Raw genomic sequence first — 22,010 nt, forward strand, 5'->3', positions numbered from 1 at the left:
TCGTCTTTATTTTGTATTAAGGATTTTACAATAAAATGATAATGGATTTCAACTACAAAATAATTCTAACCACACCATCGTGAAAGGGGTAAATCATGACCATTAAACTCAATGTGAAAAACGCCGGTCTGCGGGACTGGGAACTCGAAATGGCGAAGCCGCTCGTCGAAACAGCCTATCATACCCTGGCCAACAAAACCGGCGCCGGCAGCGAGATGCTCGGCTGGATGGATCTCTGCGACACCTATGACAAAGAAGAATTCGCCCGCATCAAAGCGGCGGCCCAAAAGATTCAAGACCAAAGCGAGGTGCTCGTCGCCATCGGCATCGGCGGCTCCTATCTGGGCGCCCGGGCCGGTCTTGAGTGGGCTTTCGGCCCGTTTTACAACCAACTGCCGAAGAAAAAAGGCGTTGAGGTCTATTTTGCCGGCAACAACATCAGCTCCGATTATGTGCAAAACCTCATCGATATCATTGGCGACCGGGATTTCTCCGTCAATGTGATCTCCAAATCCGGGACGACCACCGAACCTGCCGTCGCTTTTCGGATCTTTAAGAAATTGCTCGAAGCCAAATACGGTGAGGCCGGCGCGAAAGACCGTATTTATGTCACCACCGACGCCCAGAAGGGGGCCCTGCGTCCCCTCGCCGAAGAAAAGGGTTACGAAGCTTTTGTCGTGCCTGACGCCACCGGCGGGCGTTTCTCCGTCTTCACGGCGGTTGGCCTTTTGCCGATGGCGGCCGGCGGCATGGATATCGACGCGATTTATCGGGGTCTCACCGACGCGACCCGCCGCTACGAAAACGATGATGTGATGACCAACGACGTCGCCCTTTACGCCGCGGTGCGCTTTCTTATGCTCATGAAGGGCAAGAAAATGGAAATCCTTTCCGGCTACGCCCCTTCGACTACCCAATTCGGCGAATGGTATAAACAGCTGATGAACGAATCGGAAGGCAAAGACCTGAAGGGGCTCTTCTCTACCTCTGCGAACTTTTCCACCGATCTGCACTCCATCGGCCAGGCCATTCAGGACGGCCCGCGCATGCTTTTTGAAACCATTCTCTGGGTAGACAAGACCGGCGTCGATCTCACCGTTCCGGACGATCCGAAAAACAGCGACGGCCTGAACTTCGCCTCCGGCAAAACCATGCAGTATATGAACGAAAAGGCCATGAACGGCACGCTCCTCGCCCATGTGGACGGCGGCGTGCCCAATCTGATCATCTCGGTGGATGAACTCAGCGATTACAGCTTTGGCGAAATCGTTTATTTCTTCTGGAAAGCTTTGGCCATCTCCGGCTACATGATCGGCGTCAACCCCTTCAACCAGCCCGGCGTCGAATCCTACAAGAAAAACATGTTTGCCCTACTGGGCAAGCCCGGCTTCGAGGATGCCAAAAAAGAACTGGAAGCCCGCCTGAAGGAAGTACTCTAAGCATCCTTCTCATCCATCCAAATTTCCTAAATTCTAAGAGACGGTGCAGCCGTCTCTTTTTGATTGGTCGCTTTTGCCGGCACAAAAAAACCGCTTCCAAACGTCATTCGCGTTTGGAAACGGTCTTTTTATTGGATTCTTCCGGGCCTGTCAGTTTTCTTCTGCCAGGGCGATATCATCCCGGTGAAAACAATCCCTGAACCAAATCTTATCGATCTGGGCATAGACCTTTTGGCGGGCTTCTTCCCGGGTCGGGGCAAGCCCTGTGACGCAAAGCACGCGCCCGCCGGCGGTCACGAGCTTCCCGTCTTGGATCGCCGTCCCCGCATGAAAGACTTCGCATCCTTCAACGTCGTCAATACCGGTGATTTCGTAACCCTTTTGGTAGCTTTCCGGATAACCGCCGGATGCCAGCACCACCGTCACCGCCACATCCGGCTTCCAGCGGATATCGCAGTCGGCAAGGCGGCCGTCGATGCAGGCTTCCATGATATCCACCGGATCGCTTTCCATCCGAGGCAGCACCACCTGCGCTTCCGGATCGCCGAAGCGCACGTTAAATTCAAGTACCTTGGGCGCCCCGTCTTTAATCATCAGGCCGATGAAGAGCACGCCGACAAAATCCATGCCGTCGGCTTTAAAGCCCTCGATGATCGGCGTGAGGATTTCTTTTTGGATGCGCGCGTTGAGCGCCGGATCGTCAAAGAGGGCGTTGGGCGAATAATTGCCCATGCCGCCGGTGTTGAGCCCCTTATCGCCGTTAAAGGCGCGCTTGTAATCCCGGGCGCTTTCCATCGGGACGATGGTCTTGCCGTCCACAAAGCAGAGGATCGACGCCTCGGTCCCGGTTAAAAACTCTTCGATGACCGCGGCGTCTCCGGCCGCCCCGAAGGTTTTGTCTGCCATGATGGCCTTCATCGCCGCCTTGGCGTCCGCCTCGTTTTCCGGAATCGCCACGCCCTTGCCCGCCGCCAGGCCGTCGGCCTTGATGACCATCGGGTAGCCGTAGATCCCCAGATCCTTCACGATGTCTTCATAGCGGGTGTATTCCTTATAGCGCGCCGTGGGAATGTGATGGCGCATCAGAAATTCCTTGGTGAAGGCCTTGGAGCCTTCAAACTGCGCGCATTTTTTGTTGGGTCCAAAGGTGCGGATGCCCGCCGCCGTCAGCGCGTCGGCCATGCCGGCCACCAGGGGAACTTCCGGCCCCACCACGGCGAGATCGATGCCGCAGTCCTGCGCAAAGGCCACCACGCCGGCCGTGTCCGTAACCGACAAATCCACACACTCGGCAATCTGCGCCATGCCGCCGTTGCCCGGCACACAGTAAATCTGATCCACCTTGGGACTCTGGGCGATTTTCCAGGTCAACACGTGCTCCCGGCCGCCGCTGCCCACCACCATTACTTTCATTCGTCGTTCCTCATTTTCTTTCGATTCACACCTTAGGCATGCTTGAAGTGGCGCATCCCGGTGAAGACCATGGCGATATTGTTGTCGTTGCAGACCTTGATGGAGTCCGCGTCGCGGATGGAGCCCCCCGGCTGAATGATCGCCGTGACTCCGGCCGCCGCTGCCGCTTTGCAGCAATCGTCAAAAGGGAAGAACGCATCCGACGCCACCACGGCGCCCCGGCAGCGATCGCCGCCGTGAGCAATGCAACTTTCCATCGGCCAGATGCGGTTGACCTGGCCCGGGCCGTTGGCCACCAGGCATTTGTCCTTCGCGATGGTGATGGCGTTGGACTTGGTGTTCTTCACCGCCTTCCAGGCAAAGAGCAGATCTTCCATTTCCCGATCGGTGGGCTTGCGGTTGGTCACCACCTCAAGCTTGTCGTAAAGCTCGGTGTCCCGCTCCATCACGAGCATCCCGCCGAGCACCTTCTTAAGCTCGTAACCTTCTTCACGATGCAGGATATCATCGAGGGTCAGCAGCCGCAGATTGGGCTTGGCCGCGAGCACGGCTTTGGCTTCGTCGTTAAAACCCGGCGCCACCACCACTTCGAGGAAGATTTGAACCATCTGATCTGCCGTGGCCTTGTCGATTTCGCGGTTGGCCGCCACAATGCCGCCAAAAATCGAGGTCGGGTCTGCTTCATAGGCCTTGCGGTAGGCCTCGCCGATGGATTCGGCGCTGGCCACCCCGCAGGGATTGGCATGCTTGACCGCCACGATGGTCGGCTCGTCGCCGTATTCCTTGAGGATTTCCAGCGCGCCGTTGGTATCGTTGATGTTGTTGTAAGACAATTCCTTCCCCTGAAGCTGCACCGCGTCGACCAGGGTCCCCCGGTCTTCGCCGATTTCCCGGTAAAAGGCCGCCCGCTGATGCGGGTTTTCCCCATAGCGCAGATCCTGCACCTTTTCGTAGGTAAAGCTCACCTTGTCCTGAGCCAGCAGGTCTTCGGCGCGGTCGGTCTGATCCCCGGACTTGCGGCGCAGGAAGTCGCTGATCATCGTATCGTAATTCGCCGTGGTCTCAAACACCTTCAGCGCCAAACGGTAGCGAGTGTTATAAGACGTTTTTCCATCCGCTTCAATTTCGGCCAACACCGTTTCGTAATCCGCCGGATCGACCACCACCGTCACGTCGTTAAAGTTCTTCGCCGCCGAGCGCAGCATGGTCGGCCCGCCGATGTCGATATTCTCGATGCATTCCTGAAAGGCAACCCCCGGCTTCATGATCGTCTGCTTGAAGGGATAGAGATTAATCACCAGCAGATCGATGTTTTCGATGCCGAGTTTTTTGCATTCTTCCTGATGCTTGGCGTTGCCCCGAATATTTAAAATGCCGCCGTGAATCAGCGGGTGCAGGGTCTTGACCCGGCCGTCCAGGCATTCGGGAAAACCCGTCATATCCGAAACGTCCGTCACGCGAAGCCCGCCCTCGCGCAGGGCCTTCGCCGTGCCGCCGGTGGACAGAATATCCCAGCCGCAGGCCGCAATGCGCTTCGCAAAATCGACGATGCCGGTTTTATCCGATACAGAAATCAGTGCTCTCATGGGTTCCTCCATTTACTTTTTAAAACCTCGCAGCAAAAGCCCGCGCCCTGCTGCCCAAAATGATGACCTATCTCGCCGCCGGTGCATCGACGCGCACCCGCCGGCCCGCCACGTGCACCCGGCCTTCGCAGATCGCCGCGACCACTTCCGGAAGCAATGCGTGCTCGAGGGCCAGCACCTTCTTCTGGATCGCCTCGGGATCGTCAGTATCCGTCAACGCCACCGTGCGCTGGGCAATAATCGGCCCGGCGTCCGCCTCTTCGTTCACAAAATGCACCGTGCAGCCCGACACCTTACACCCATAGCGATAAACCGCCTCGTGCACCCGCATGCCGTAATACCCCGGCCCACAGAAGGATGGAATCAGCGCCGGGTGAATATTCACGATGCGGTTGGGAAAGGCCGCCACGAAGTCCGCCGTGATGATGCGCAGATAGCCCGCCAGCACCACCAGCTCGCAGCCATAGTCTTTGAGCGTCTCGACGATTTTGGCGTTAAAGGCCGCCACGCCGCCGCAGTCCTGTTCGATAATGGCCACCGCAGGAATCCCCGTCCGTTCGGCCCGGGTCAAGGCATAAGCATCTGCCTTGTTAGAAATCACCACGGCGATCTCGCCGCTTTTGCCGTGCACCCCGTCGATCACCGACTGCAGATCTGTGCCGCCGCCGCTGGCCAGCACGCCGATTTTCATGCGTTCCATGGCGGCACTCACAGCAGAATCTTGCCGCCGTCTTCCGATGCCGTCACGAAGCCGAGAATCACCGGCGCCTCGCCCTTGGCTTTCAGCGCCGCCGCAAAGGCATCCGCCTGATCCTGGGGCAGCGCCGCCACTAGGCCGATCCCCATGTTGAAGGTGTTATACATATCGTGATCGCTGACGCCGCCGAGCTTTTGCAGATAATCGAAAATCGGCGGGCGGTCGATAACCTCGGGTTTGATCTTCGCGCACAGCCCGTCAGGGATCATCCGCGGAATGTTTTCGTAAAAGCCGCCGCCGGTCACGTGGCTCATGCCGTGCACGCCGTAGGGCACGATCAGATCCGAGAGCGCGTGCACATAGATGCGCGTCGGGGTGAGCAAGGTTTCCCCGATGGTCGCTCCCAGTTCATCCACACGGGTGTCGACGCTCAGGCCGTTATCTTTAAAGAGCAGCTTGCGGACCAGGGAAAAGCCGTTGGAGTGCACCCCGGAGGACGGCAGCCCGACGAGCACATCGCCGGCGACAATCTTTTGCCCGGTAACAATCTGGTCCTTCTCGGCCACGCCGACGGCAAAGCCGGCCAGATCGTAATCATCCGCCGTGTACATGTCCGGCATCTCGGCCGTTTCCCCGCCGATCAGCGCCATGTCGCCCTGCACGCAGCCCTCCGCCACGCCGGAGACGATCCGGGCGATCTTTTCCGGCACGTTCTTGCCGCAGGCAATATAGTCCAGGAAAAGCAGGGGCTTTGCGCCCTGGCAGAGAATATCGTTGACACACATGGCCACACAGTCAATGCCCACGGTGTCGTGCTTGTCCATCATAAAGGCGATCATCAGCTTGGTGCCGACCCCGTCCGTCCCGGAAACCAGGCAGGGCTTTTGATAGCCCTCCGGCAGCGCCACCACACCGCCGAAGCCGCCCAGCTCAGACAGCACGTATTGATTAAAGGTGCGCTTCACGTCGTCTTTAATGAGCCGGACCGATTCGTAGCCGGCCTCCACGTCGACGCCGGCCGCTTTGTATGCATTGGTTTTTGTCATGCTATTTCCTTTCAACCTTGCAACTTCGCGTTGCGTATTCACAGTTCTTTGCCGCCGCATCAATCGTCCAAAACCGGCACTTCCATCGGATAAACCCCGTCAAAGCAGGCCCGGCAGAAGGCATCGCCTCCACCGGCCGACAGATTGAGCCCTTCCAACGATAAGAAGGCCAACGTGTCCGCGCCGATCAGATCCCGGATTTCTTCGACGGATTTCTTCGACGCAATCAGTTCCCGGCGCTCCGGCGTATCGATGCCGAAGTGGCAGGTGTGCTTGACCGGCGGCGAGCTCACCCGAAAATGCACTTCCTTCGCGCCGCCGTCCCGCAGCGTGTTGACGAGTCGTTTGCTGGTGGTTCCTCGGACGATGGAGTCGTCGATCACCACGACTCGCTTATCGCGAATCGTTTCCCGCAGCGGGTTGAGCTTCAGCCGAACGCCTTGTTCCCGCAGCGCCTGGGTCGGCGAGATGAAGGTGCGCCCGCTGTATTTGTTTTTGATCAGGCCGATGCCGTAGGGAATTCCGGATTCTTCCGCATAGCCGATAGCCGCCGGCAGACCGGAATCCGGCACGCCGATCACCACGTCTGCTTCCACCGAGGATTCTCTGGCCAGGATGCGCCCGGCCATGTGACGCGCCAGATAAACCGAGCGGCCTTCCATGATGGAATCCGGCCTTGCGAAATAAATCTGCTCGAAGATGCAAGAGCGTTTGCCCACCCAATGCTTTTGACTGTAAGTTTGGGTGCCCTTCCGGCCGATGATGATGATCTCGCCGGGTTCCACATCGCGGATGAGCGTCGCGCCCACTGCGTCCAAGGCGCAGCTCTCGCTCGCCAGAAAATAATCCGCCCCTTTCTTGCCGATGACCAACGGCCGCAGGCCAAAGGGATCCCGAACGCCGATGAGTTTATCCTCGGTGGTAATCACCAGGGCGTAGGCGCCTTTGATAATCTCCACCATTCGCTGGATGGACTCCACGAGCCCGTGGCGCAGCCCCCGCGCAAAGATATTCACCATGGCCTCGGTATCAATGCTCGTCTGAAACACCACACCGCTGTCCTCGAGCATTTCCCGAAGGGCCTCGTGATTGACCAGATTCCCGTTGTGAGCCAGGGCAATATGGCAGTTTCGCATATTGACCGACAGCGGCTGGGCATTGACAGGACCGCCGGCTCCGGTGGTGGAATAGCGCACATGGCCGATACCGATCGATCCCTGCACCTCCTTTAAGATCCGATCCGTAAAGACGTCCGCCACCATGCCCACATCCTTGTGAACGGCAATTTTGCCGTCGTCGTTGATGGCCATGCCCGCGCTTTCCTGCCCCCGATGCTGAAGCGCAAACAAACCGTAGTAAATATAGTTTGCCACATTTTCACGCGAATCCGGCGAAAGCACGCCGAACACACCACATTCGTCATGAAAGTGATCGTCTCGATCAAAGTAACTGATGTTCAAATTTTCTGCCTTTTCTATGAATTGATGAACCATCTGAAAATGTGCCGCCGCCTTTTCGCAAGGGATGCAACTCAGCCGGCCCGGTGCGCCCGACCTTATCGGTTCAGGCGCTTTTGCAAATTGTCGTTTTTAGCGATCACCGCGTCGTTTAATTCGACCTTATAGGCCTTCATTTTGTCCCTCAGCGCCGGATATTTGACGGAAAGTATCTGCACGGCAAGCACCGCTGCATTCTCTGCGCCGTCCACCGCAACCGTGGCCACCGGCACCCCGCTGGGCATCTGCACAATGGAAAGCAGCGAATCCAGACCGCCCTGGAAAGACGTTTTGATCGGAATACCGATCACCGGCAGCGGGGTAATGCCCGCGATCACACCGGCCAGATGTGCGGCTTTCCCCGCCGCGGTGACAATCACCTCGTAGCCGTTGGCTTCCGCCTCAGCGGCAAATTTAAAAATCTTTTCCGGATTGCGGTGGGCTGAAATCACCATCGCATCATAATCCACACCGAACTTGTCCAAAGTGGTCAAGCTTTTTTGAACCACGTCAAAATCGGAATCGCTCCCGATCACCACAGCAACTTTAGGCATTGATTGTCCTCCTCTGATCCTTCACGGAACCACACAAATTAAAATAAATAACCGACCGCGAATCCTTCGCGGCGGATATTGACTTATTTGAAATACGCCACGCCAGATTCGAAGATCTTCTGATCTTTATCGCCGGGAATGTTTTTGTAAAGGCCGGCACCGATGCGTTCCGAATGGCCCATTTTGCCGAGAACGCGCCCGTCGGCCGAGGTAATGCCTTCAATGGCGCACACCGAACCGTTGAGATTGAACGCGCCGTCCATCGTGGCGTGGCCGTCGAAATCGACGTATTGGGTCGCGATTTGCCCGTTTTGTATCAGCCGAGCGATCACCGCGTCGCTTGCCACAAAACGCCCCTCCCCGTGGGAAACCGGAATGCGGTAGCTCTTGCCAAGCTCCGCCTGAGCCAGCCAGGGCGAAAGATTCGAGACGACCTTGGTCATCGGGATCGCCGAAATATGGCGGCCGATGGTGTTGTAGGTTAAAGTCGGCATGTCCGGCGTCAGGGCTTTGATCTCGCCGTCCGGCAGCAGCCCCAGCTTGATCAGCGCCTGGAATCCGTTGCAGATGCCCAGGATCAGGCCGTCGCGCTTTTTGAGTAGATTCATCACCGCATCGGTCATCGCCGGGTTGCGGAACACCGCCGCGATGAATTTGCCGGAACCGTCGGGCTGGTCCCCCGCCGAGAAGCCGCCGGGAATCATGATCATCTGCGACTGATCGATGGCCGCCGCCATTTCCGTGATAGACGCTTCGATATCCTGCTCGGATTGATTGCGGAAGACCAACGTCTGCGCCACGGCGCCCGCCCGTTCAAAGGCGCGCGCCGAATCATATTCGCAGTTATTGCCCGGGAATACCGGAATGAATACCCGCGGCTTCGCAAATTCACTACCGCTGGCAATCACCGGCCCGCGGTCGTAAAGTACATCCTGTACCGGACCCTCGGCGCTCACGGTTTCCGGATACACGTTCCACAGCGGCTTCTGATAGGCGGCAATTAAATCGTCGAGAGCCATGGCCGTCGCGCTCTGCACAATGGCCGGTCTCGCGATGGTCTTCCCGATTCTCTTAACGCCGGGCAGGATTTCCGCCGTCTCGACAACGATGCTGCCGGGATTGGGCGCAAAGAGCGCCGCTTCCGACAAATCTTCGGCCAGCTCAATGCCGATCTTGTTGCCGAAGGCCATCTTGGTCAGCGCTTCCATCAAGCCGTATTCCCCGACGGCCTTTGCGGCAAGCACCGCTTCCTTTTCGACCAAGCTTCGGACGCGGTCGAAGATGCCGCCCGCCGCCTTGTAGTCGATCAGGCCTTTATCGTCTCGCGGGATATCAAAGAGATAAAGATTGCTTTTGACCTGTTTGAGCTCGTTGGTCACCACGTGCGCCACCTTGTCCGCGGTCACCGCGAAGGAGATGAGCGTCGGTGGCACCGTGAGATCTTCAAAAGTCCCAGACATGGAGTCTTTGCCGCCGATGGCCGAAACCCCCATAGCCTTTTGGGCCTCGAAGGCGCCGAGGAGCGCCGCGAAAGGCCGCCCCCATTTTTTCGGATCCTTTCCCAGGCGTTCAAAATATTCCTGGAAGGACAAGCGCGTTTTGTGGTAGTCGCCGCCCATGGCCACCACCTTCGCCAGGGATTCGATCACCGCGGAGGCCGCCCCGTGAAAGGGGCTCCATTCCGCCAGCCTGGGATTATAACCATAGGTCATGATCGAGCAGGTGGTGGTGTCGCCGTGTTCCACCGGAATCTTGGCGGCCATCCCGTCCTGAGGGGTCAAGGCGTAGCGTCCGCCGAAGGGCATGGTCACCGTGCCGGCGCCAATGGTGGCGTCGAACATTTCGGCCAGCCCCTTCTGGCTCGCCACGTTCAGGTCGCCCATCAAATCGAGGGTGCGCGCCGCGATATCGCCCGTCGGCACAAAGGCCGGCCGCGCTTCGGGCTCGGCCACATAAACATCCGCATGCTGGACGGCCCCGTTGGTGTTCAGGAAATCCCGGGAGAGGCTGAGGATTTCATCACCGCGCCAGCGCATCCGCAGCCGCCCGGTATCCGTCACCGTGGCGACCCGGGTCACCTCGAGATTTTCCGCGTGGCCGAGTTCGATAAAGCGGTCCACATCCTGGGGCGCGACCACCACGGCCATGCGCTCCTGGGATTCGGAAATAGCGAGTTCCGTCCCGTCGAGCCCTTCGTATTTCTTGGGCACGCGGTCGAGATCGATATCCAGCGAATCCGCCAGCTCGCCAATAGCCACCGACACCCCGCCGGCGCCAAAATCGTTGCAGCGGGTGATCATCCGCGCGAGCTCCGGATTTCGGAATAGCCGCTGGATCTTGCGTTCTTCAACGGGATTGCCCTTCTGCACCTCGGCGCCGCTTTCGTGGACGGACTCTACGGTGTGGGCCTTGGAGGAGCCGGTGGCACCGCCGCAGCCGTCACGGCCGGTGCGCCCGCCGACGAGCAAAATCGCGTCGCCCGGTTCCGGGGTTTCCCGGCGCACATTTTCTTTCGGCACCGCGGCGATCACCGCGCCGACTTCCATGCGCTTAGCCAGAAAACCCGGATCATGCACCTCCACCACCTGGCCCGTGGCCAGGCCGATCTGGTTGCCATAGGAAGAATAGCCTTCGGCCGCTTCCTGGGAGATTTTGCGCTGGGGCAGTTTGCCCGGCAGCGTCTCGGAAAGGGGCGCCGTCACGTCGCCAGCCCCCGTCAGGCGCATGGCCTGATATACATAGCTGCGCCCAGACAGCGGATCCCGGATAGCCCCGCCAAGGCAGGTTGCCGCACCGCCGTAGGGCTCAATTTCCGTCGGATGGTTGTGGGTTTCGTTTTTAAACATCAAAAGCCAGTCTTCGTCCTGGCTGTCATGATCCACCTGGATATTCACCGAGCAGGCGTTGATTTCTTCCGACACGTCCAGATCCGGCAAAAGCCCCCGCGCCCGCACATCCTTGGTACCGATGGTCCCCAAATCCATGAGGGTGACGGGCCGGGTAGATGCCTCGCCATAAAGCATGTCCCGGGTCACGTCGTAATCGGCGAAGGCCGCTTCCACCGCGTCGTTGATCTCACCTTTTTCGAAAGTAATTTCGTTCAGATGGGTCGCAAAGGTGGTGTGCCGGCAGTGATCCGACCAATAGGTATCGATCACGCGCAGCTCTGTCACCGTGGGGTCGCGCTTTTCGTCATCGCGAAAATAGGCCTGCACCATTTGGATGTCCGCCGGGCTCATGGCAAAGCCCATATCCCCGCGATACGCTTCGAGGGCAACGCTATCGTAATCAATAAAGCCCCGTATCGTCGCAACTGATGCCGGTGTCTTGAGCGCATCCGTTAAGCTCGTGCGCGGCGACAGATCGGCTTCCCGCGAATCCACAGGGTTGATCATATATTGTTTGATTTTGTCAACATCATCGGCAGTCAGCGCCCCCTTTAACACCACGCATTGCGCCACTTTGATCGCGGGGCGGCCGCCGGTCAGCAGCTGGACGCACTGCGCCGCAAAATCCCCCTGCTGATCGTATTGACCCGGCAGGAACTCAATGGCAAAAACCTGTTCGTCGGCCGCCACCGGCAATGCCTGTTCAGTCACATTGTCGACATTGGGTTCGGAAAGAATCATGTTGATAACCTTTTCCATGATTTCTTCCGAGAGGTCTTCGATATCATAACGGTAGACAATCCGAAGATTTTCAAGTTTTTTCAATTCGAGAATTCTTCGGAAAGTCACTGCCAAAGCCTCTGATTTCGTGTTAAATCCGGGCTTTTTTTCAACGTAGAATCGTCTGATCACTGCTTTACCGCCTTTTTGAAGGATTTTTGATTTTTTTATTGTATCTCTTTTTGCGATTTTTTTCAACCATTTTCAAAATTATAAACACAGGCTGCGCTCGTGCAAATCACCATGCCAAATGCCGATTTTCAGTCCTTGATGCCCGGTTCCGGCCCATTTGCAAGGCCATTCCGCGCGTTCGCTGAATGCCGCCTGCACTTTTTAGTCCTCTTGCTGAATTATTGCGCCCATTGCCAAAATTTCTGCCTTTATTTCAGGGCAAAAGCTGATATAATGATGATAATTTATCTATACAGTAGCCAACGGGAGGATCCTATGAAAATCATTTATCTGCATCATTCGGGGTTTGTTGTCGAACTGAACAAAAACACCTTCGTCTTCGACGCCATCACCTATATTCAGCCGCAGTTTCTGCACAAGGGCCACCAGAACTATTTCTTCGCGACCCACAGCCACACCGACCATTTTTCACAAATTATCTACAACTACGACAACGACTACAACGGCCACTATATTCTGAGTGACGATATCACCAAACGCGGCGGCAAACGCACCACCTTTGTGAAGCCCTACGATCACCTGACCTACACCGACGCCAAAGGCGGCGACGTGGTCATCGATACCTTCGGCTCCACCGATCTGGGCGTGTCCTTCCTCGTTCAAGCGGAGGGCAAAGCCATTTTCCACGCCGGCGATCTCAACTGGTGGGACTGGAGCACGGAAGCGCGCCCGGAGATCAATCCCGCGGTCGAAGAAACAGATTACAAGGCCGAAATCGCCAAAATCAAGGCCCACTGCGAAAAAGAGGGGCTTCAGATTGACGTCGCTTTTGTCCCCGTCGACTCCCGGCTGGGCCGCTCGGCTACCAAGGCCGCCGTTTATTTTGCCGAGGCGCTTGCTCCCAAACTGCTCGCGCCCATGCATTTCTGGGACCAATACGACGTGATTAACGACACGAAAAACGCCCTCTTTGGCAAAGCTGTTGCCGTGTGCGACATCCACGGCCGCAACGAAATCATCTACGAAGATTAAGCATTAAAAAACGACCCGCCCGCCGGCAGGTCGTTTTTTGCGCGCGCCTTGAAGCGCTGAAAAAGCCCGGAGTCAAATCTCCAGGGCCATTTTTTTAAGTTTATTCAGGCGATAATTCACCGCCGACTTCGGCATGGGCGGATCCATCTGCTCACCTAATTCTTTAAGTGAATAATCCGGATTCTCCAATCGCAGAGCCGCCAGTTGTTTCAAATCCGGCGGCAGCTGGGCGATGCCCACCGCGTCGTCGATCCGGCGGATCACATCGATCTGAGACTGGGCCGCCGTCGTCGTCTTGTGCAGGTTGGCCACGTCGCAGTTCACCTGGCGATTCACATCATTGCGCATCCCCCGCACGATCTTCAGATTCTCGAGACGCAGCATGGCCTTATGCGCCCCGATGAGCCCGAGAAAATCGGCGATGCTCCCGCTCTCCTTCAAATAGAGCACACGATCGCCGCCGCGCCTGTGCAGTTTCGCCTTAATGTCGTAACCCGTTAAAATTGCCGCCATCGATTCGAGCAGGGACGCACGCTTGTGGACGATCTCCAAATGGTAATCCTTTTTCGGATCGGTGATGGAGCCCGAGCCCAGAAACACCCCCCGCAGATAAGCCTTCAGATGTTTTTGATGCGCGAGAAAATACGGCGGCACCTTCGCGATACACCCGTCTTCGCCAAGGCGGCAGTCCCGGCAGATCCGTTTGACCTGTGCCGCGTCCTCGCAACCGATGCGGTACAACCGGCGGCGGCCGCCCGGCCGCTCCCCGTCAAAATCCAGGGTCAAGCCGCCGTCGCCATAAAGCGTGCGGCTGAGCTTGCGCAGCCGACCGGCCACAAACGCGCTCTCCGTCGCGAACTTGAGTCCCGCATTCGCGATCGCCGCCGTCGCCAAAAGACCGGCGAGCTCCGCCCGGTTCTCACCCGGATCCGTCATCGGCAAATGACACAATTCTCCCTTGACCTCCGTGGAAAAACTCATGGCTGCCTCCGCCCCATATAAATTTCAAAAATCTGCTTGGCCAACCGATCCGCGTCGTGGCGCACCTTCCAGTCCTTTTGAATCACAAAATTGTCACAGATGTATTCATAGGCCGGCAGATGCTCACCCACCAGCACCTGGCGCGAGCCGATCTTCTGATAGCGTACCGCCATGGCTTTGTCGAGCACACCGTCGTTGGCAATCACATAATCAAAGAGCGCCCCCTGTCCACCGTAGCGCTGCTGATGCTCGATAGCCAGCAGGTGATCGGCCTGCGTATAGCCCAGGGTTTCCCCCGGCTGCATCATGATATTGCCCACATAAAATTTCTTGGCCGTGCTGGCGAGAATGGTTTCCTCGATGCCATCCACCAGCAAATGGGGAATGATGCTGGTGTAAAGGCTGCCCGGTCCCATGATGATGATGTCCGCCGCCTTGATGGCATCCAGCGTCTCCGGCAATGCCGCCGCCGAATGCTTCAGGTGCATCTTGGCGATGGGACTGCCCGATTTGGCCGATGCCCGGGGAATTTCCGATTCGCCCTCCACCAAGGTGCCGTCCTTAAGCTCGCCCATCAGCACCATCTCATCCAGGGTAACCGGCAGCACCGTCCCGGTGATCTGCAGGACGTCCGACGTGCGGACAATCGCGTCGTAAAAGTCGCTGCTGATACCCGTCATCGCCGCAAGAAACAAATTGCCGAAGCTGTGTCCTGCCAGACCGCCTTTATCGAATCGATAGTTAAAGAGATCGTTCATGACACCTTCGTCGTCGGCCAGGGCCAGAATGCAGTTGCGGATGTCTCCCGGTGGCAGAATCCCCAAATCTTCGCGCAGCATGCCGGAGCTGCCGCCGTCGTCGCCGACGGTAACCACCGCCGTCAGCCGGTTCGTGTATTTTTTAAGCCCGCGCAGAATCACCGAAAGGCCGGTGCCGCCACCGAAGGCCACCACCTTCGGATTGCGCACCCGCACCACATCTTTCAGCGAAAACTCGCGGATGTATTCCTTAATTTCCATAGGCCTCTCCTTTTCTCCATTGCAGAATAGCCCAATGTGTCCCTTTAAAACCGGACATTCCCTATTTCTTTTCCCGATCCTTCCCGATATCCCGATGGGTGATTTGCGTATCGAAGCCCTGCTCCCGCAATGCGGCCGCAAGCAGGCAGGCAAAGGTCACCGAGCGGTGTTGGCCGCCGGTGCAGCCCACGGCAATCTCGACGTAGCCCTTGTTCACATCCTCGTAATGGGGAATCACGCTGGCGATCAGCGCTTTCAGCCGTTCAAAATAATCCTGGGCCGCCGGAAATCCCATCACATAATCCCGCACCGCCCGGTCCTCGCCGGTCAGATGACGCAGTTCCTTTTTATAGAAGGGATTGGGCAGAAACCGCGCATCAAAGATGAAATCCGCCGAAATCGGCACCCCGTATTTATAGCCGAAAGACATGAGCTTGACCTGAATGGTCGCACTCAGCTTTTCCCGCTCGAGCAGTGATAAAATGCGATGCCTCAGATCGGCCAGCTTTAAACCCGTCGTATCGATAATATAATCCGCCTGTTCGCGAATCGATGTCAGGTATTCCTTTTCCAATTGGATCGCCGCCAAAAGCCCGCCCGCTCGGGTAAGCAGCGGATGTCTGCGCCGGGATTCCTGATAGCGGCGCACGAGCACCTCGGCGTCGGCTTCGAAAAAGAGCACCTCCACCTCGGACAGATCGCGGTGCATCCGTCCAAAGAGCCCCTGAAAATCCGCGCTGTTCATGCTGCTGCGAATATCAGTGACCACCGCGAGTTTCTCAATCTCTGAATCGCCGGACCGGCAAAGCCCCACAAAGGTTGCCACCAAATGCACCGGTACGTTGTCGACACAAAAAAAACCGGCATCTTCGATAATATCGATGGCCATGGATTTGCCGGCACCGGACAATCCGGTCACAATTAAAGTTTTCATATTGGTTTTCTTTCTGATTTTTTAGCAGCGCAGCCAGACGCTTCCGCATTGACAATCTGCGCCACCGGCACACCGGCTGCCGTCGCCGCGTCAATCGCCGGAGCCACATCGGCCACCCGATCGACGCTATGCGCGTCGGAATTGATGGCAAATCGCCCGCCGAAGCCCATCACCTGCCGCAGCTCTTGTGCATTCAAATGATGATGCCGGGGATTAATTTCCAAAATTACGTGCTTCTCGGCGGCTTTTTTCGCCACCGCCGCCACATCGATAGGGCACTTGTCCCCGGGATGGGTGATCATCTTCAGGTCGTAGCGGTTTAACATCGCGAGATAACACCGCGTGTTTGCCGCGCGGGTGCGCTTTGTCATCCAGGGACAAATCCGCGTCAGATAATTGCGCAGTTTCAAGGTAAAAAAATCGCGAAAACCCTTAGGGACATACACCCAGTGGTACCCGGCATAAATAAAATCGCAGTAATGCCGCTCTTCCTCGCCGATATCGATGGTCCCGTCCGCCCCGATAATGTTCGCCTCCACCGAAAGATAAATCTGAATATCGTCATACTTTGCGTTCAGATCGTCAATGATGGCGCGCATTTTCCTGAAATGCCGGGGCTTGACCCCGTAAAGCGGGTGAGAGCGCCCGTGATCCGAGATCACAATGGCCGCCAGTCCCAGGGCTCTGGCCCGATCCACCATCTCTTCGATGGTGTTCTTGCCGTGACTGAAAGTCGTGTGGGTGTGCCAATCGGCCGTGATTCTCACAGCGCAGTCTCTTCCCCGATGGTGATCACCTCGGTTTTGAGCTCAACGCCGAACTGATCGCGCACCGCCGCCTGCACCTGGCCGATCAACGCGAGGATATCCGCCGCCGTGGCGCCCCCGGCATTGATCACAAAACCGCTGTGCTTTTCGCTGACCTGGGCGCCGCCGACGCGATACCCCTTCATGCCTGCATCCTGGATGAGTTTGCCGGCAAAATACCCTTCTGGCCGCCTGAAGGTGCTCCCCGCGCTGGGGAAATTCAGCGGCTGTTTATCCCGCCGCCGCTGATTGAAATCCTTCATCCTGGCCGCAATCGCTTCCGGATCCCCCGCCGCAAGCTTCAGAATCGTGCTCACCACGATCCAATCGTGATCCTGCACCACACTGTGCCGATAACCGAAATCGCAGTCCGCGCCGGTGATGGTCCTGAGCTCGCCTGTCTCCGTGAGCACGGTGATCGATTCGACAATGTCCTTCATTTCGCCGCCGTAAGCCCCGGCATTCATCACGATGGCGCCACCCATCGAGCCGGGAATGCCCGCAGCAAACTCCATACCTGAAAGCCCATGCGCCAGCGCTTCGGCCGCGACCCTGCGCAGAAGCGCCCCGGCATAAACCGTGACCCGATCCCCGTTGGTGACAATCTGGTCCATCCCCCGGGTCTGAATGATGACGCCCCGGAAGCCGCCGTCCCGCACCAGTAAATTGGAGCCGTTGCCGATGAGATAGGACGGAATTCTTTCGGTCCGGCAAAAGCACATCACATCGACAAATTGCTCGATGGTCTCCGGCCGCACCAGAAAATCCGCCGGCCCGCCGACGCGAAACGAAGTGTGATCTTTCATGAGTGTATCGGTTAAAACGTGATCGCTGCCCAAGAGGGTCATCAGACGATCGCGGATGGTTTGTTTATTCAAGGTTCTTCTCCTCTGGATGATTAGTTAGGTATTATAGCATCGTGAGTTTAATGGAAAATTAAACAGGATCCGATTGGGGTTGCGCCGGTTTTGTCTTTCCGCTGAGAAAATCAGCCGCGCGCTTTCTATCCGTTGAATTCAGACAAAAAGAAAAAGCAGATGCGGTTAAGCATCTGCTATAAGGGGGAGTATGGGGGATTCAGCTATGAGTGATATTTTTTGAATAAATCCTGGCAGACCACTTGACAGTTTAAATAAACTTTATACGCTTCGTCGTATGTCTGTTTATTTCTCGGATTTGGCATGTATTTTTTGCCTCGTTCAACATATCGATCTATGGCGTCTTCCGGCGTTTTAAAAAGACCTTCAGCCGCACCGGCAATCATCGCCGCACCAAAGCCGGTGGCATTTTCCGATGCCATCATTTGCAGCGGAATATCCAGACAGTCCGCCTTCATCTGATTGCAAAGAACGGAACGAGTTCCGCCGCCGGTCGCAATGATGCTTTCCGGTCTGCCCACTGTCCGATTAATGACTTCAATGCAGTCACGGATCGTGAACACATTTGCTTCGTAAACGGCGTGCGTCATATGCGCCACACCATGATTCATTCTCAGGCCAGAGAAAACACCCCGTGCGTCGCTGTTCGCTTTCGGCGTAATCTGCCCCTGCAAAAACGGCAGGAACAAAAGTCCGTCCGAGCCCGGCGCGAGAGCAATGGCCGCAGCATCCATTTCATCATAGCTGCAGCGAGCGATCGTGTCTTTGTACCAGCGCAGCGCAGATTGCCGCCGGTGATCAGCGAGGCGTTTTCAAGTGTCCAGTATTTGCCGTCAGCCGATAAATGCGTCAGCATCGTGCCCGCCGGGTCATAAGCTGGTTTCGTCATGTAGGTCGAAATCGAGGTCGACGTCCCGCTGATGTCCATCACCTGCCCTGGTTTTGACATTCCTGATCCTAACATTGCAAGTTGATGATCACTGTCGCCGACCGCCACTTTCGTCTGTTCAGAAAGTCCCAGTTCCTCTGCGCGCTGTGGGCGCACACTACCTGCGATATCGTAGCCGCTTTTCACTTCAAACATTTTTGAAGGATCGAGGCCCGCCGCATCAAAAATCGTCTGCGACCAGGTTTTTGTCTGAACGTCGAACAGCTGAGTATAAGAAGCGCCGCAATAGCCATTGACCGGCGTGCCGGTCAGATAACCGACAAAAAACGACGTCGCTTCGCAAAAACAGTTTGTCCGTTCATAAACGCCCGGTTTATTTTCCTTGATCCACATGATTTTGGTCACTTCCTGGAAGGGCGTGATGGGCGACCCGGAAATCGTCAAAGCCTCTTCTTCCGATATTTTTTGGCTCAATGCATCTGCCTGCGCACCTGTTCGACCATCCATCCAAATGATGCAGTGATCGATGGGATCACCATTTTCATCCACCGGCACAATTGAAGCGTCGATGCAGGCAAACGCCATCGTGCCGATGTCCTCCGCTGTGATCTTTGCCGCCCGCTTGAGGCTTGCAATGATGGCCTTTAACGCCTCAATCCATAAATTGGCGTCGCATTCCGCCCATCCCGGCTTGGGGTAAACCGGCAGGTATTCACTGCTCGCATCCGCGACAAATTTGCCTTCCGGATCGAAGAGATAGCCGCGCATGCTCTGCGTGCCCATGTCGATGCCGACAAAATGCTTCATCTGATTGCTCCTTATCTAAATAATCGAGCACATAGATGAGGTTCTCCCGGAAGGTTCCCCCTTGGACAAAGTTCCCGCCAAATAACGCGCTGCCCATCGTGTAAGCTTTGCAGCCGAGGGCTTTCATTTCGTCCATGCGTTTTTCGTCGCTCACACTGCCGGCAATGGTCAGCTTGTCGAGGCCGATGGCCTCACCGACCGCCCGGGCCAGCGCCATCGGATCCCCGTCGGTATAGCGATAGGCGGTCAGGTCGACGCCGTCCGCGCCGGCTTCGATGAGCCGCTTGCTGTCCGCGACGATTTCATCGACCGTCCCGGTCAGTGCCACCGGGCTGCCGTCGACCTTCCCCGGAAACGGCAGATACTTCATGTCGTATTTGGCAAGCACTTCCATCACCGCCGGATAATAAACGGTGCCGGTCAAATAATCGAAGCCGCATTCGCCCGCAAGCTTTGCCCCTTCAAGGCAGCCTGCTTCGGTGTAGATGACCACCTCCAGATAGGTTTCTTTTCCCGCCGCCTTCATTTGTTGATTGAGAGCGATCATCGCGTCCTTATCCAGGCCGACGTCTTTAAAGCCCCATCGCTTCGCCGGCAAATCCGCGCAGGACGCGAACACCTCGGCCGCATTCGAGACCGTCACATCGTTGCAGGTGAGCATCACGATTAATTCTGGTTTCATGGCAAGTCCTCTTCCTTAAAATTCGCTCGGCGCCAAGCTCCAGCTGACGATGCATTTTTCGTCTCCGATATTGGTCAACTGGTGCGGTTCTCCCGGCGGAATGATCTGCGCCATGCCTTCTGTCAAGTCATACAATTTTTCGCCGCAGCGCAGCAGCACTTCCCCGCGCACCACATAAAAGACTTCGTGGGAATCCGGATGGCCTTGATCGATCGCGCCGGTCTGTCCCGGCATCAGTTCTGAGGTCCCAAAGGTAATTTTTTCCGAATGAAAATATTCTCTGCACACTTCCAACCCTTCCAAAAAGATATTGGCTTCTTCTGCTTTAACAACCTTTGTCTGCATCATTGTCACTCCTTATTATTTTTTTCATTTCAGCCGCGCGCGCTGCAAAACGCTCCGCGTTGATCTTTTTCCAAATATCCGCATTTTTGATTCCAACTTTATCCGGATCGAAAAGCGGTTCTTCAATGCCCAAATCCCGCTGTGCCTGATAATCGCGATAAACCTTCAAAATAGACGGCGACATGACGAGCAAGACGATCACATTGGTCCAAACCATGATGCCGACGCCGATTTCCCCAATCGACCACGTCGCGTTTGCCGTCGAAACGGCAAAGATGAAGAACACGGCCGGCACAACCAATCGCAAAATGAGAATCGCCATTTTCCGAACGCCCGCGCTCGTTCCCTTGAGCAAATAGACGAAGGCGGTTTCCCCTTGATAATAATAATTTAAAACGGTGGTGAACCCAAACATCAGGATACAGCAAGCGATGAAAATGGATCCACCTCTTCCGAAAAGGGTGCCAACCGCATTCTGCGTCCATGGAATGCCCGCCGTAAACGTCTTTGCCATTTCGCGCATACTGATCGCCCCATTGCCAATGTGAATATAAGTTTTGCCATTTGCCGCGACAACGTTAAAACAATCTGTCAGCAAAATCATCAGTCCGGTGCAGAAACAGACCGAAACGTCGATAAAAACCGAAAAGGAGTTCACCAGACCACTTTCCCCGGGATGCGCCGCTTCTGCCGCACAAGCCGTCGGAACGGCTTCGCCCATGCCGGCCCCGGAAGAATTGACGCTGCGTTTGACGCCCCAGCTGATGGCTTTCCCCATCAAGCCGCCGAACACCGCGTTGGCGCCGAAGGCACTGGTGAATATCGTCGCGAACAGGCTCGGGAGGCTCGTAATGTTACAAACGATCACGATGATGGTGCAAACGATATAACCAATGGTTATGATCGGGACCACAACCGTCGCCACCTTGCTGATTCGCTTGATGCCGCCAAAGACGGTCCAGAGCAAAATGAGGGCGATGATGAGCCCGAAAATCCATTTCGGCACCCCGGTCGCCGCATTAAAGGCCAGCGCGATCGAATTGGCGTGAGGACCGACGGTTAAAACCGGCACACAAATGATGGTCAGCACGGCAAAGATCGCCGCCAGTTTCTTAAGTCCGAGCCCGCGAGACAGATAATAGTAGGAGCCGCCGCGGTATTCCCCGTCCTGCTCCACTTTGTAAATATTGCCCAGCGCACACTCCGCATAGGAGATCGCCGCATCGAGCAGCGAGCAGATCAACATCCAGACAATGGCGCCCGGGCCGCCCCACAACACCGCCACACAAACGCCGGCGATGTTCGCGGTGCCGACGCGATAGCCGACGATGCTCATAAACGATTCGATCGGCGTGACACCGACCTCCGATTCCCGTTTTCTAAACAACACGTGGACTTGATGCTTCAAATCCCGCAGCTGCACAAACCGCATGCAAATGGTGAAATAAATCGCCGAACCGAAAATCAAAACGATTAACGGCAGCGCCCAAATCCATCCGTCGACGGTCACAATGAGTTTTTCCAAGCTGTTTTCTCCATTTCTCCGCATTCACAGCCCTTCTTTTATGTTGGCAAGGTGCCTCTGTGAAAACGGCATCCCGCGCTT

Annotated in this window: 19 protein-coding genes; 2 read left to right on the forward strand and 17 right to left on the reverse strand. The window is 56.4% G+C overall.

Going from position 1 to position 22,010, the window contains the following annotated elements; genetic code table 11:
* Positions 1–95: 95 nt before the first annotated feature.
* Positions 96–1,439, forward strand: coding sequence for a glucose-6-phosphate isomerase (locus V3C63_RS08365; RefSeq protein ID WP_329887343.1), 1,344 nt, complete (start codon positions 96–98; stop codon positions 1,437–1,439).
* A 150-nt stretch (positions 1,440–1,589) separates the two neighbouring features.
* On the opposite strand, the gene purD is transcribed toward V3C63_RS08365, so the two are convergent.
* The 7 genes from purD to V3C63_RS08400 form a co-directional block, all read right to left on the reverse strand.
* Positions 1,590–2,852, reverse strand: coding sequence for a phosphoribosylamine--glycine ligase (purD, locus tag V3C63_RS08370; RefSeq protein ID WP_329887344.1), 1,263 nt, complete (start codon positions 2,850–2,852; stop codon positions 1,590–1,592).
* 32 nt (positions 2,853–2,884) lie between these two features.
* Positions 2,885–4,438: a bifunctional phosphoribosylaminoimidazolecarboxamide formyltransferase/IMP cyclohydrolase gene (purH, locus tag V3C63_RS08375; protein WP_329887345.1), complete on the reverse strand. Its 1,554-nt coding sequence runs from the start codon at positions 4,436–4,438 to the stop codon at positions 2,885–2,887.
* Between the two features lie 67 nt (positions 4,439–4,505).
* Positions 4,506–5,138 carry a phosphoribosylglycinamide formyltransferase gene (purN, locus tag V3C63_RS08380; protein WP_425355368.1) on the reverse strand — a complete coding sequence of 211 codons (633 nt, stop codon included), beginning with the start codon at positions 5,136–5,138 and terminating at the stop codon, positions 4,506–4,508.
* Between the two features lie 8 nt (positions 5,139–5,146).
* Complete coding sequence (gene purM, locus V3C63_RS08385; RefSeq protein WP_329887346.1) at positions 5,147–6,181, reverse strand: phosphoribosylformylglycinamidine cyclo-ligase; 1,035 nt, start codon at positions 6,179–6,181, stop codon at positions 5,147–5,149.
* A 59-nt stretch (positions 6,182–6,240) separates the two neighbouring features.
* Positions 6,241–7,674, reverse strand: a complete 1,434-nt coding sequence (gene purF / locus V3C63_RS08390) for an amidophosphoribosyltransferase (RefSeq protein ID WP_329887347.1) — start codon at positions 7,672–7,674, stop codon at positions 6,241–6,243.
* A 62-nt stretch (positions 7,675–7,736) separates the two neighbouring features.
* Positions 7,737–8,231: a 5-(carboxyamino)imidazole ribonucleotide mutase gene (purE, locus tag V3C63_RS08395; RefSeq protein ID WP_329887348.1), complete on the reverse strand. Its 495-nt coding sequence runs from the start codon at positions 8,229–8,231 to the stop codon at positions 7,737–7,739.
* A gap of 83 nt (positions 8,232–8,314) precedes the next feature.
* Positions 8,315–12,031, reverse strand: a complete 3,717-nt coding sequence (locus V3C63_RS08400; RefSeq protein ID WP_329887349.1) for a phosphoribosylformylglycinamidine synthase — start codon at positions 12,029–12,031, stop codon at positions 8,315–8,317.
* A 315-nt stretch (positions 12,032–12,346) separates the two neighbouring features.
* Between V3C63_RS08400 and V3C63_RS08405 the strand changes: the two genes are divergently transcribed.
* Positions 12,347–13,063 (forward strand): MBL fold metallo-hydrolase, encoded by a 717-nt coding sequence (locus tag V3C63_RS08405; RefSeq protein WP_329887350.1) that lies wholly within the window; start codon positions 12,347–12,349, stop codon positions 13,061–13,063.
* A 72-nt stretch (positions 13,064–13,135) separates the two neighbouring features.
* Here V3C63_RS08405 and whiA read toward each other — a convergent pair whose 3' ends face one another.
* The 10 genes from whiA to V3C63_RS08455 form a co-directional block, all read right to left on the reverse strand.
* A complete protein-coding gene (gene whiA, locus V3C63_RS08410) occupies positions 13,136–14,044 on the reverse strand; it encodes a DNA-binding protein WhiA (RefSeq protein WP_329887351.1) in 909 nt (302 codons plus the stop codon).
* Positions 14,041–15,063 carry a gluconeogenesis factor YvcK family protein gene (locus V3C63_RS08415; protein WP_329887352.1) on the reverse strand — a complete coding sequence of 341 codons (1,023 nt, stop codon included), beginning with the start codon at positions 15,061–15,063 and terminating at the stop codon, positions 14,041–14,043. The genes whiA and V3C63_RS08415 overlap by 4 nt, the downstream gene beginning before the upstream one ends.
* A gap of 61 nt (positions 15,064–15,124) precedes the next feature.
* Entirely contained in the window at positions 15,125–15,997 is an 873-nt protein-coding gene (gene rapZ / locus V3C63_RS08420; protein WP_329887353.1) for an RNase adapter RapZ, read from the reverse strand.
* The gene (locus tag V3C63_RS08425) at positions 15,994–16,764 is read right to left on the reverse strand and encodes a PHP domain-containing protein (RefSeq protein WP_329887354.1); all 771 of its coding nucleotides are present in this window, start codon (positions 16,762–16,764) and stop codon (positions 15,994–15,996) included. Before V3C63_RS08425 ends, rapZ begins: the two co-directional genes overlap by 4 nt.
* Positions 16,761–17,651 (reverse strand): UDP-N-acetylmuramate dehydrogenase, encoded by an 891-nt coding sequence (gene murB / locus V3C63_RS08430; protein ID WP_425355369.1) that lies wholly within the window; start codon positions 17,649–17,651, stop codon positions 16,761–16,763. The genes V3C63_RS08425 and murB overlap by 4 nt, the downstream gene beginning before the upstream one ends.
* A 233-nt stretch (positions 17,652–17,884) precedes the next feature.
* On the reverse strand, positions 17,885–18,370 hold the full coding sequence (locus tag V3C63_RS08435) for a xylulokinase (protein ID WP_483434129.1): 486 nt from the start codon (positions 18,368–18,370) through the stop codon (positions 17,885–17,887).
* Positions 18,295–19,377, reverse strand: coding sequence for a xylulokinase (locus tag V3C63_RS08440; protein ID WP_329887356.1), 1,083 nt, complete (start codon positions 19,375–19,377; stop codon positions 18,295–18,297). The genes V3C63_RS08435 and V3C63_RS08440 overlap by 76 nt, the downstream gene beginning before the upstream one ends.
* A complete protein-coding gene (locus tag V3C63_RS08445) occupies positions 19,283–20,059 on the reverse strand; it encodes a hypothetical protein (protein ID WP_329887357.1) in 777 nt (258 codons plus the stop codon). The genes V3C63_RS08440 and V3C63_RS08445 overlap by 95 nt, the downstream gene beginning before the upstream one ends.
* Positions 20,060–20,074: 15 nt before the next feature.
* The gene (locus V3C63_RS08450) at positions 20,075–20,407 is read right to left on the reverse strand and encodes a cupin domain-containing protein (RefSeq protein ID WP_329887358.1); all 333 of its coding nucleotides are present in this window, start codon (positions 20,405–20,407) and stop codon (positions 20,075–20,077) included.
* Entirely contained in the window at positions 20,385–21,953 is a 1,569-nt protein-coding gene (locus V3C63_RS08455; RefSeq protein WP_329887359.1) for an alanine/glycine:cation symporter family protein, read from the reverse strand. The genes V3C63_RS08450 and V3C63_RS08455 overlap by 23 nt, the downstream gene beginning before the upstream one ends.
* Between the last annotated feature and the right edge of the window lie 57 nt (positions 21,954–22,010).

Origin of the sequence: Pseudoramibacter faecis (assembly GCF_036289405.1) — a bacterium.
GTDB lineage: Bacteria > Bacillota > Clostridia > Eubacteriales > Eubacteriaceae > Pseudoramibacter > Pseudoramibacter faecis.

Bases quoted from the DNA above. Each gene is read 5' to 3' on its own strand.
- V3C63_RS08455 (WP_329887359.1), bottom strand. From the start codon at position 21,953: ATGCGGAGAAATGGAGAAAACAGCTTGGAAAAACTCATTGTGACCGTC.
- V3C63_RS08415 (WP_329887352.1), bottom strand. From the start codon at position 15,063: ATGGAAATTAAGGAATACATCCGCGAGTTTTCGCTGAAAGATGTGGTG.
- V3C63_RS08445 (WP_329887357.1), bottom strand. From the start codon at position 20,059: ATGAAACCAGAATTAATCGTGATGCTCACCTGCAACGATGTGACGGTC.
- V3C63_RS08365 (WP_329887343.1), top strand. From the start codon at position 96: ATGACCATTAAACTCAATGTGAAAAACGCCGGTCTGCGGGACTGGGAA.
- purD (WP_329887344.1), bottom strand. From the start codon at position 2,852: ATGAAAGTAATGGTGGTGGGCAGCGGCGGCCGGGAGCACGTGTTGACC.
- purN (WP_425355368.1), bottom strand. From the start codon at position 5,138: ATGGAACGCATGAAAATCGGCGTGCTGGCCAGCGGCGGCGGCACAGAT.
- purF (WP_329887347.1), bottom strand. From the start codon at position 7,674: ATGGTTCATCAATTCATAGAAAAGGCAGAAAATTTGAACATCAGTTAC.
- V3C63_RS08405 (WP_329887350.1), top strand. From the start codon at position 12,347: ATGAAAATCATTTATCTGCATCATTCGGGGTTTGTTGTCGAACTGAAC.
- V3C63_RS08450 (WP_329887358.1), bottom strand. From the start codon at position 20,407: ATGATGCAGACAAAGGTTGTTAAAGCAGAAGAAGCCAATATCTTTTTG.
- purE (WP_329887348.1), bottom strand. From the start codon at position 8,231: ATGCCTAAAGTTGCTGTGGTGATCGGGAGCGATTCCGATTTTGACGTG.
- V3C63_RS08440 (WP_329887356.1), bottom strand. From the start codon at position 19,377: ATGAAGCATTTTGTCGGCATCGACATGGGCACGCAGAGCATGCGCGGC.
- purM (WP_329887346.1), bottom strand. From the start codon at position 6,181: ATGACAAAAACCAATGCATACAAAGCGGCCGGCGTCGACGTGGAGGCC.
- whiA (WP_329887351.1), bottom strand. From the start codon at position 14,044: ATGAGTTTTTCCACGGAGGTCAAGGGAGAATTGTGTCATTTGCCGATG.
- rapZ (WP_329887353.1), bottom strand. From the start codon at position 15,997: ATGAAAACTTTAATTGTGACCGGATTGTCCGGTGCCGGCAAATCCATG.
- murB (WP_425355369.1), bottom strand. From the start codon at position 17,651: ATGACCCTCTTGGGCAGCGATCACGTTTTAACCGATACACTCATGAAA.
- purH (WP_329887345.1), bottom strand. From the start codon at position 4,438: ATGAGAGCACTGATTTCTGTATCGGATAAAACCGGCATCGTCGATTTT.